This is a genomic window from Kordiimonas sp. UBA4487, assembly GCF_002389025.1.
GTDB lineage: Bacteria > Pseudomonadota > Alphaproteobacteria > Sphingomonadales > Kordiimonadaceae > Kordiimonas > Kordiimonas lacus.
In genome coordinates this window covers 21,460-30,924 of the sequence record NZ_DGNR01000008.1, presented here as the reverse complement: position 1 = coordinate 30,924, position 9,465 = coordinate 21,460, and the positions used below count along the sequence as shown (strand labels likewise).

Genomic DNA, 9,465 nt, shown 5'->3' with positions numbered 1-9,465 from the left:
AGAACAGTTTTTCAACGGAATACGCCAGAAGCGGCCTCTAGCTCTTGCGCCGTTTCGGGCAGATATTCGGTTCCGCCCATGGCGCCATATGAGTAGATTCCGAGTCTGACGTCGCCTTCCCTTCCACGTTTATAGTAATGGGATAAACCATGTGCTGGTCATCCTGGCTCATGGCTCGCCGTGCAAATGCACGGCCCGAGAAGGAGGTATCCAGTAATGACAATCGCCGCTAACAGGTTTTCAACAAAATGGACAGCCGTAGCTGGCATTTCCGCTGCACTCGTATTGGCAGGCTGCGGGGCCTCCCAACAGGCAACACCGGAGCAGGTAGCCGCGAGCAACCCGACCGTTGCTTATGAATATAAAAGCGACCGGGAGCTGATCCAGGCCAACCAGCGTTCGGTGGCATTCTGCGAGCAGTATGGCTCTATCCCGATTACCGCGCGCTATGACACCGCGACAGATGGCGCCAAGACAATCTATTTCGAATGTACCCCAAAAACTGCCGAGGCAAGGCCACTGCCGGACTATGTTCCCAACCTGGCCATTGACTACCGGACAGACAGGGAATTGATGGCCGCAACGCATAACGCGGAGATCTATTGCATGAACAGCGGTGCCAGCCAGGTTGCATACGATCTCGTCGTCAATGCCGATGGGACGCGGACAGTGGTTTTCCAGTGCGTCTCAGGATAACCAGAGGCAGGTCGACAATGACCTGCCAGCCAGTAAGGCCGTCATGGTAACCGACGGTGAAAAGGATGCAGGCCAGGGGCATATTGCCAAGGCCGGTATCCAGGGAACCAAGATTTCCAAGATCCAGTGCTGATTGCGTTTCTCAGTGTCTGGAGTGCCAGTGCGCCGGTCAATCCTGCTGATATATGCCGGAGCGATCGGTGCACGGCCGGCATACGCCCAAAGCTATTAGCCTGCTGAATGGCACAAGGACTTATATCCGTGCCTTCACCCCCTGCCCAAAGGAGCATGAAATGGACGTGAAAAGAATTTTGGCCGTTGTCGGCGTTTTGGCCATCATCGGTGTCTCCCTTTATCTGGTAAATGATTACCGGAAAGGCGATATGGAAAAATTTGGCGATGATGTCGCGGACTCCGTCAAGGACGCTACCAACTAGCCGGCTTCCAGCCCTATGCCAGACGGCGGCCACGCACGGCCTAGCGCATCTGCTGCCGGAAAAACATGTGGTAAGCGACCAGGCATACAATCGCCCCAATAATTGCAGCGACGGCACTATAGACGCCGTCGCTATTGAAGCCGGTAATCGTTATGCCGCCAAAAAAGTCAAACAGCCAGCCAGCAGTGAGGGCGCCAATCCCCCCAATCAGAATGTCGACAACAGTGCCTTCCCCCGTGGTGCTGACAAGCTTGCTGGCAATCAGGCCCAAGCCAACTCCCAGCAGTGTCCAAATGATCAAAGACATATCAGCTCCTTTCGGTGATGTTCCTCGTATGTGCGCCTGCACTGATGTGGATTAATGGCTGGCTGCCGTAACAGCGAGCCTTGCCAGGGCCGGCAAGGATTTCACGCCGGTTTTCTTCATCACGGCCGCACGGTGGTTTTCGACGGTGCGCTGGCTGATGCCAAGATCGGCGGCGATATTCTTGTTTGGATGGCCAGCCAGGACAAGATCCATGATCTGGCGTTGGCGCAGCGTTAGGCCCGCGATCTGGGTTGCGGCTTTCTGGCGCCATGCGATCATGCTGGCTTCGTCTTTTGTCAGCTCAGTGGCGCGTTTAACACTTGCCAGCAGGTCTGCGCGACTGAATGGCTTTTCGATGAAGTCACTTGCGCCAGCCTTCATCGCCCGGACCGCCATCGAAATATCGCCACGGCCGGTTATCATGATTGCGGGTATTTGATTTCCGTCAGTGCGCAACCGTTGCAGCAACTCAAGGCCCGATATGCCAGGCAGCCAGTTGTCTATCAAAAGGCAGCCTTCGGTTTCCGCGCCATGGGCCGCCAGAAAATCCTCGGCATCACCAAACCCTTCCACCTTATAGCCTTCTTCCTCCACAACTTCCCAGATCGCATCGCGTACGTGGCGATCGTCGTCTATGACGTAGATGGTCGATGTGACCGGGGAGGTGTCGAGGGTGACGGCCTGCGCGGCGTGGGCGGTTGGCACGGGGGGCTGGGGTAGTAATCGCTGGATAGCCTCCGAAAGGGCTCTTGCCTTGACCGGCTTGTGCAGGGGCAGGCAGTCATGGGTGGAAATCTCGCGCAAGGTTGCGGTAGAGATATCGCCGGTCAGGATGAGGACCGGAATAGGCTCATGCCACGCTTCCCTGAGCTTTGCCACAACCTCAATGCCGGACATGCCGCCCGGCAGGTTATAGTCGGCAAGGATCAGGTCGGGCTTTTGTTGGTCCCAGGCAGGTATTTCAAGCGCAGCAACACCATCGCCGACAGCGATAGTCTGATGGCCCTCGTCAGTCAGCAACAGGTCAAGAAGATCGCGGACTTCAGGATCATCCTCGATTATCAGTATTGTACCGGTATGGATGACGGCGGCTGTTTCAGGGGTCCCGTCGGGCCTCTTGGCTTTGACATCTGACTTTGCTTCGTCCTGGGACACTGCAACTTCCAGGCTGAAACCCGAGCCTTTTCCAAGTTCCGAACGCACATGCATGGGGTGGTCCAGCAATGCACCCAACCGCTGCACGATCGAAAGCCCAAGGCCGAGGCCGCGGCTTCGGTCATGCTCGGCATTATCAAGCTGGTGATATTCTTCGAAGATTGTATTCAGGTCGTCAGATGGTATCCCGATCCCGGTATCCCATACCTCGATGCTGAGCGTGCTGCCGCGGCGTCGGCATCCAAGCAGCACACGACCGCTTTTTGTGTATTTGAGGGCGTTCGACAGCAGGTTGCGGATCATCTGTTCCAACAGACGTGGATCGCTGTTGACCATGACGTGACAGGGTACGAAGCGGAATCCGATGCCCTGTGCCTCTGTATGATAGGCGAACTCGTCCTTCAGTTGGCCGAGCAGCTCATCGATTGAAAAATCGACCTTCTCGACCCGGATGGTGCCGGCCTCAATCTGATTGATATCCAGAAGCGCATTGAGCATGCCGGACATCGCCCCCAGGGCTTCGTTCAGCCGACCCAATAGTCTTTGGGCTTTGTCGCCGTCGACGATTTTGGACAGGATGCCCTGCAACAGGGCGAAGGTCTGAAGCGGCTGCCTGAGGTCATGGCTTGCGGCGGCAAGAAAGCGTGATTTGGCGATATTGGCCTGGTCGGCCCGCCGTTTTGCTGCGGCAAGTTCTTCTGCTGCCTGTTTTGTTTCAGTAATGTTGGCAAAAGTAATGACCACGCCTTCAACCCGGTTGTCCTTGGTGCGATAAGGCAGGATGCGGCGGGCATACCAGGTGCCGTCTTGCGCCTCGATTTCAGTTTCAAGGGGATGAGGATTTAGCAGCACCGCCTGGGCGTCGCTCAGCATGGTATCGTCTGCTGCCAATGCCCGGAGATCCGCAAGCGGCCTGCCAACATCGCCGGGGATGATTTTGAACAGCGACCGGGTTGCTGGTGTGAAAAAGCGGATATTCAGCTTGGTGTCCAGGAAAAGCGTGGCGACATTGGTGCTGTAGAGCACGTTCTGTAGGTCATTGGAGGTTGTCCGCTGGCGTTCCAGCGTTTCCTGAAGTTGGCTGTTGAGTGCCGTCAGTTCTTCGTTGAGCGACTGCAATTCCTCTTTCGACGTCAGCAGCTCTTCGTTGGTGGTCTGGAACTCCTCGCTGACCGACAGCGCTTCCTCATTGATGGCTTTCTGTCTATCGTTGGCGGCTTCAAGGTTGCGAATGGCTCCTTGAAGTTCGGTCCGGGTCGCCTTCAATTCGCGTTCCAGTTCAGCAACCCGCAGTGCCTTACCTGCAGCGCCTTTGATGCTTGGCACTTTTGCCGGGGCTGGTTGATCAATGAAACAGATCAGTATCAGGGGCTCGCCACCGTCCATGACCGGCTGGGCGGAAATATCGAATGGGGAGCCGGATTTGCCTCCGCCGACCGTGCCGCCGGCAATGGTGGCACGGCTGTTATCCTGTGTGGCTTGCTGAACCACAGCGCGCAGCTTGACCCTGAGGTCCGGATCAGCCATCGCGTAGAGATCATGGGTCGGGTAGCCAGGGGCGGGCCGCAGATACCGCTCGATCGGGCCCAGCGAATACAGGCACTCCTGCCTGGCGTTGACCAGCACAGCGGCGGGCGCGTATGTGTCCAGCACTAACTGGCGGCACAGATCGGAGAGCGCGCCCCCATGTGCGCCCTTTTTGCCAAGTTGTGCCAGGCCGCCAAGTCTGTGGATAGTTGCATCCCCTGCTGATATGCCGAGATCCACGGTGTCCCGATGGCCGACATGCCGGTAAAGCTGACACGGCTTGGAGACCAGCATGAAACGGTCGTCGGCTTTGCCCACCCGTTCTGTGGTGCCCAGCAGCAGGATGCCGTCATTGAGCAGTGCGAAATGGAACAAGGATATGACCTTGGCCTGCGCTTCCGGTTGCAGATAGATCAGCAGGTTTCGGCACGATACCATGTCGAGGCGCGAAAATGGTGGGTCGGTCAATACATCCTGGACCGCAAAAACCACCATGTCACGCAGCTCTGATGCAACTCGATATCCGTGTTCTTCCTTGGTGAAGAAACGGGCCAGACGGTCTGGCGAGACATCTGCTTCGATTGCCTTTGGGTATAGTCCGGCACGCGCATGCGCAATGGCGTCGGGGTCAACGTCGGAGGCGAAGAAGCAGAGCTTGACATGGTGACCGGCCGCGTTCACGGCCTCACGGAACAGTATCGCGAGGGAATAGGTTTCTTCGCCGCTGCTGCAGCCGGCGACCCAGACGCGGATCGGCTGGCTGGGGTCGCGGCCACGCACAAGATCCGGTATGATATTTTCTGCCAGGTGGTCAAATACCGCAGGGTCGCGGAAGAAGTTCGTGACATTGATCAGCAGGTCCTTGGCCAGCAGCTCAAGTTCGTCAGGGTCGTTTGACAAAAGCTCAATATAGCGGTCCATCCCATCGGCGCCAAATGAGGTCATCGCAAGGCGCCGTTCGATCCGGCGCTGCAGGGTGCCTGGTTTATACAGCCGGAAATCATGGGCGGTCCGCGCCCTGAGAAGCTCGATAATCTGGGGCAACCAGTCCGGCGTTTCGCGGGAAGCGCCAGAGGGCGTCAGCCCACGCGCATAGTTGACGAGTGCGCTCGAGATTTCGGCGACCGGCAGCACCATGTCGACGGCCCCGGTCGCGATCGCGCTTCTGGGCATGCCGTCAAACTTGGCCTCGGTCGGGTCCTGTGCCACCACAAGCCCTTCCTGGCCCCTGATCGCCATCACGCCGTCGCTGCCGTCTGCCCCGGTTCCTGACAGGACAACGCCGATGGCACGCGCGCCATAGGATTTGGCGAGTGAATGGAGCAGGAAGTCATAGGGCAGGCGGGCGCCGTGGCGCGCCAGCGGCGGCGACAAGCACAGCGCACCGTCTGTAACGGAAAGATAGACACCAGGCGGGATAATATACAGGTGGTCGGGTTCGACCTTCATGCCGTCGGCCGCCTGCAGCACTGTCAGTGCAGTGTGCCCGGCCAACAATTCGACCATCATGCTTTCATGGGTTGGATCAAGGTGCTGAACCAAAATGAAGGCCATGCCGGTCGGAACCGGGAGGGTATCCAAAAGCTTTTGGCAGGCGTCAAGGCCGCCCGCAGAGGCGCCGATGCCGACTACTGAAAAATCGGTGGGACGTGCTTGCGGCTTTGCGGGCCGGGAAGGGCGTTTACGGGGACGCAAGTTCGCCTGCGGCGGAGCGCTCTGCTCCCCACAGGGGTCTTTAATGGCCATGATCTGAGTGCTTTCAAGCTATAGCTCTCCGAAGGAAAGCAAGACTTATGATAGCACTTTTGCTCAACTTTTGCGAAAGAAAAGCGCACCATAAAGAGAATTGGGCTCAGGAAGAGAATTAGGTAGTTTCCGATCCTGCACGGAATGAGAGCCCAAGGGTATACTCTGCCTTCACACCTAAACATGCTCGCACCCCCATTTTTGGAGACATAGAATGCAGCGAACGCGGAATTTGCTGTCAGAAGGAATTCGTATCCAATCGATCGAGTTGTTGAACCAATATCTGGCGGCATCCATTGATTTGCACGGTCAAATGAGACAAGCGCACTGGAATGTTCGGGGGCCCGGCTTTGTTGAACTGCATAGGTTGTTTGACCAGATTGCCAGGGAAGTCGACGGCTTTGCGAACCGCATGGCTGAACGTGCCGGAAGTATAGGGGGCACTGCGGAAGGCACTGTTCAAGCTGCCGTGAAGAAATCCTTTCTGCCGCAATATCCGCTGGGTATCGCTGATAGCCAGAAGCACGTTGCTGCCGTCTCTGACGTCTTGTCGATTTACTGTCAGGCTGCACATGAGGCCAGTGACAGAGCAGCCGCTTTTGGGGATATCAACACGGCGGACCTCTTGACCGAGATATCCCGCAATATTGACCATCAACTCTGGCAGGTGGAATCGAATGAGGTGCCCAAATGAACGGCAAGACAGCCCTTCCATTCGGGCACTTGGAGCCGTGTTGCTGTTCGGTGCATGCGAGCCAAAAACGGGCATTAATTCGCGGCCAGGGAAGGACAGAATCCCACCAGGACACGCGGCGGCTGTTTAGGCACAGTGTGCAGCACCCAAGAAAGGTAATCGACATGACATCCTCACCCTATATCTCGTCTCTGAATACTGCATTCGATGCATTTTTGTATGCGTCCATCGGCAGGGACCTAAATGGCCTTCCGATCAGCGTTCTCACGGCGCTTGCGCGTCAGGATATCGATCCCTGGCAGGAGGCAGCACGGCTGGACCGTCTGCAGCTTGAGAGCGCGATGCCAAGAGTACTTTCCTTGATTGATACCTTACCCGCTGACACGGGAACTGGCCTGGATCCTCGCATAACGGCTGAGCGGTTGATCAACCTGCTGCCGCATCTGCCCATTCGGCGCGGCAGGAAAACCCGATCCAGCCCGAAGCACAGCCAAGCGACCATTGCGATGGTTTTCTTTTATGTCCTGATGATGGGGCTCGTATTTTACTGGGGTCATTGAGCCTAAGCCCTGTGATGGTTGGGCCGTGCAGCACCGCACCGCTTGTGCTGGCGTCCGTACGACTATAGCGCACCCTGAAACGCCATGATGATTAGCACCACAATCAAGATGGTCAACAAGCCACTGGGGTAATAACCCCAACTGCGGCTGTGGGGCCACCTTGGCAGCACACCGACAAGCATCAGCAGCAAGATTATGAGGAGAATTGTACCAAACGTCATGGCTGAGGTCCTTGTGTGTTCGGCGGTCGATCAAGGGAGCGACCTGAGTTGGGTTTGAGGCAGAGGTTCAAAAAAATGGCGGGAAACCATCGGGAGGAAATGTTCCCCGCGAGTTTGCAGGGTTCAGCCGCTATATTCGAACTCGGGGAGTTCCTGGAGCGACTTTTTGGTCGCGCCGTTCAATATCATTTTGTGGTCTTTCACGGTGAACTGGCTGTAAGGAACCGCGACATAGGTTGTTCCCATGCCCATGAAGCCGCCAATCGACAATACCGCGAACAGCTCTCTTTCAAGTGACGTGATAATCAAATCATCAATGGTGCCGATCACGTCACCTTTCTCATTGGCCACAGAACGCCCAATGGTTTTTGACGTGCGGTCTCCAGAAGCCAATTGCTTCTGGTCAACACTGACCTGAAGCGGTTCCGGCATCATCTGTGACCATGTTGGAGTGCTCAATGCGGCGGTGATAACGCCGGCACCGGCGAGTATTCTTAAGGAATGTGACATTTTAGCTCCTGTTCCAGAGCGCTATTTGCTTCGTGACGTCGCTTGAGGACCATTCTGGTCATAGCAGTGCGATTGAAGGCAAAAGCCCTGAACTTGCATCATGCACTGCAAACAGGCCTTCGCGACAGGTTCGGAAACTACGCACCCTGTCACTGGCCGCAGTCTCACCTTCCGAGCACACGGTAAACCTGCTGTTTGATTGCAAAAGCGCGTCAAACGCTAGCGGCCTGAGTAGTTTCCGATCCTGCAAGGCGGCGGCTTGGCCCGTTATACTGACGCTCTGGAATTTCATCCAGGCAAACAGAAAGATACTTAAAATGAAAAATAAGCCCAATTCAGACACCAAAATATCCGCAGGCACCCCCAAGGCTGATGAGCATCAAGTGAAGTCGGCGGAGAAAGCTGCCGTTGGAACGTCTGGGAAACCGGGCCAGCCCAAAAAAGCGTAGCCAGCGTCAAAGGGCACAAGGGTATCTTTCCACACACCCTTGTGCCCGGCGAAGGAATGCGAGAGCTCCATGACCCGTAGGACGATTCAACAAACGGTGCACTTTATTTACCCCTTTGTGCTGCCTGGCTATGGGCCAAAACTTCCTGCGGGCAGCTATAGGGTCGATATTGACGAGGAGCCGATCAGTGGCCTGTCGTTTCAAGCGTTCCTGCGAAAGCAGGTAACCTTGTATCTGCCGCCAAGCCTGTCCCCGCGGGGGTCTTCGGAAAGCCTGAGCTTTGCGCCGCAGGAACTGTGGCACGCCCTTGCGAAGGACCGGAATACCCGTCGTGCCGCCAAAGTGAGACGGCTGCGGCAGGCCAGAAGGAAGGCGCTTGACCAAGTCGCGCTAGAACGTGCCGAAAACGAAGGCATGCTCCCCCCGGCTCCAGAAAGCTAGGAAAGCCAGACCGGTCGGCCCTATTCAATTCCTTGTTCTTCATGAGAAGCGCGAGGTTGGTAACGTTTCACCCCAAGGAGGACCAGAAAATGGTACCGAGCTATACCGCTTCCGCCAGGCAAGATTGGCGCACCCCTGTGTTGCAAATGAAGCAGCCGCCGCGCACGAAACAGGTTTTTATGGCGCTTGCCTGTCTGTTTCTACTGCTGACCATTGGTTTTACCGGCCGGGCTTTCGCCGCAACCGCAGCCGACCTTGACCGCGACGCCATTCAGGCACTGGAAACCTTGTCCAAGACCCATCAGTTGGCCTCGGAAATGCGCCAAAAGGCCTCGGCCATTCTGGTCTTCCCCAATATCGTTCAGGCTGGCCTAGTGTTTGGCGGTGCTTATGGCGAAGGGGTTCTGCTCAAAGGCTCAGCGGTGGATGATTATTATAATTCGGTTTCCGCATCCTGGGGGTTCCAGATCGGTGCCCAGTCCTTTTCCTACGTCGTATTCCTGATGACGCCAGACGCCGTTGACTATGTTGCCAACTCAAATGGCTGGGAGATCGGTGTCGGCCCGACGATTGTTGTGGTCGACGAAGGTGCCGCCAAGAACCTGACCAGTTCGTCCCTTCAGGACGAGGCCTATGCCTTCATTTTCAGCCAGCAGGGCCTGATGGCCAGTGTCAGCATAGAAGGCACAAAGATCACCAAGATCAAACGATAAAGAAGGAGC

At 56.4% G+C, this 9,465-nt stretch carries 10 protein-coding genes; 6 read left to right on the top strand and 4 right to left on the bottom strand.

Features of this window, described 5'->3' with window-relative positions; genetic code table 11:
* The first annotated feature begins 216 nt into the window (after positions 1-216).
* Positions 217-696, top strand: a complete 480-nt coding sequence (locus B3Z17_RS05100) for a hypothetical protein (RefSeq protein WP_286828840.1) — start codon at positions 217-219, stop codon at positions 694-696.
* Positions 697-989: 293 nt separating this feature from the next.
* The gene (locus B3Z17_RS05095; RefSeq protein WP_286828839.1) at positions 990-1,133 is read left to right on the top strand and encodes a hypothetical protein; all 144 of its coding nucleotides are present in this window, start codon (positions 990-992) and stop codon (positions 1,131-1,133) included.
* 40 nt (positions 1,134-1,173) lie between these two features.
* Here the strand turns inward: B3Z17_RS05095 and B3Z17_RS05090 are convergent, their stop codons facing one another.
* Both B3Z17_RS05090 and B3Z17_RS05085 read right to left on the bottom strand, forming a co-directional pair.
* Positions 1,174-1,440 carry a GlsB/YeaQ/YmgE family stress response membrane protein gene (locus B3Z17_RS05090; protein ID WP_286828838.1) on the bottom strand — a complete coding sequence of 89 codons (267 nt, stop codon included), beginning with the start codon at positions 1,438-1,440 and terminating at the stop codon, positions 1,174-1,176.
* A 51-nt stretch (positions 1,441-1,491) separates the two neighbouring features.
* Positions 1,492-5,868: a chemotaxis protein CheB gene (locus B3Z17_RS05085; RefSeq protein WP_286828837.1), complete on the bottom strand. Its 4,377-nt coding sequence runs from the start codon at positions 5,866-5,868 to the stop codon at positions 1,492-1,494.
* A gap of 214 nt (positions 5,869-6,082) precedes the next feature.
* Between B3Z17_RS05085 and dps the strand changes: the two genes are divergently transcribed.
* Together dps and B3Z17_RS05075 are read left to right on the top strand one after the other, a co-directional pair.
* Positions 6,083-6,562 carry a DNA starvation/stationary phase protection protein Dps gene (dps, locus tag B3Z17_RS05080; protein ID WP_286828836.1) on the top strand — a complete coding sequence of 160 codons (480 nt, stop codon included), beginning with the start codon at positions 6,083-6,085 and terminating at the stop codon, positions 6,560-6,562.
* Complete coding sequence (locus tag B3Z17_RS05075) at positions 6,559-7,122, top strand: hypothetical protein (protein ID WP_286828835.1); 564 nt, start codon at positions 6,559-6,561, stop codon at positions 7,120-7,122. Before dps ends, B3Z17_RS05075 begins: the two co-directional genes overlap by 4 nt.
* Before the next feature lie 62 nt (positions 7,123-7,184).
* Here the strand turns inward: B3Z17_RS05075 and B3Z17_RS19600 are convergent, their stop codons facing one another.
* The gene (locus B3Z17_RS19600; protein ID WP_349680292.1) at positions 7,185-7,343 is read right to left on the bottom strand and encodes a DUF3309 domain-containing protein; all 159 of its coding nucleotides are present in this window, start codon (positions 7,341-7,343) and stop codon (positions 7,185-7,187) included.
* A gap of 123 nt (positions 7,344-7,466) precedes the next feature.
* Positions 7,467-7,853: a PRC-barrel domain-containing protein gene (locus B3Z17_RS05070; protein WP_286828834.1), complete on the bottom strand. Its 387-nt coding sequence runs from the start codon at positions 7,851-7,853 to the stop codon at positions 7,467-7,469.
* Positions 7,854-8,371: 518 nt separating this feature from the next.
* Here B3Z17_RS05070 and B3Z17_RS05065 point away from each other — a divergent pair.
* Entirely contained in the window at positions 8,372-8,743 is a 372-nt protein-coding gene (locus tag B3Z17_RS05065; protein WP_286828833.1) for a hypothetical protein, read from the top strand.
* Between the two features lie 179 nt (positions 8,744-8,922).
* Positions 8,923-9,456, top strand: a complete 534-nt coding sequence (locus B3Z17_RS05060) for a YSC84-related protein (protein ID WP_349680294.1) — start codon at positions 8,923-8,925, stop codon at positions 9,454-9,456.
* Positions 9,457-9,465 lie beyond the last annotated feature (9 nt).

Bases quoted from the DNA above. Each gene is read 5' to 3' on its own strand.
- B3Z17_RS05100 (WP_286828840.1), top strand. From the start codon at position 217: ATGACAATCGCCGCTAACAGGTTTTCAACAAAATGGACAGCCGTAGCT.
- B3Z17_RS05095 (WP_286828839.1), top strand. From the start codon at position 990: ATGGACGTGAAAAGAATTTTGGCCGTTGTCGGCGTTTTGGCCATCATC.
- B3Z17_RS05090 (WP_286828838.1), bottom strand. From the start codon at position 1,440: ATGTCTTTGATCATTTGGACACTGCTGGGAGTTGGCTTGGGCCTGATT.
- B3Z17_RS05085 (WP_286828837.1), bottom strand. From the start codon at position 5,868: ATGGCCATTAAAGACCCCTGTGGGGAGCAGAGCGCTCCGCCGCAGGCG.
- dps (WP_286828836.1), top strand. From the start codon at position 6,083: ATGCAGCGAACGCGGAATTTGCTGTCAGAAGGAATTCGTATCCAATCG.
- B3Z17_RS05075 (WP_286828835.1), top strand. From the start codon at position 6,559: ATGAACGGCAAGACAGCCCTTCCATTCGGGCACTTGGAGCCGTGTTGC.
- B3Z17_RS19600 (WP_349680292.1), bottom strand. From the start codon at position 7,343: ATGACGTTTGGTACAATTCTCCTCATAATCTTGCTGCTGATGCTTGTC.
- B3Z17_RS05070 (WP_286828834.1), bottom strand. From the start codon at position 7,853: ATGTCACATTCCTTAAGAATACTCGCCGGTGCCGGCGTTATCACCGCC.
- B3Z17_RS05065 (WP_286828833.1), top strand. From the start codon at position 8,372: ATGACCCGTAGGACGATTCAACAAACGGTGCACTTTATTTACCCCTTT.
- B3Z17_RS05060 (WP_349680294.1), top strand. From the start codon at position 8,923: ATGGCGCTTGCCTGTCTGTTTCTACTGCTGACCATTGGTTTTACCGGC.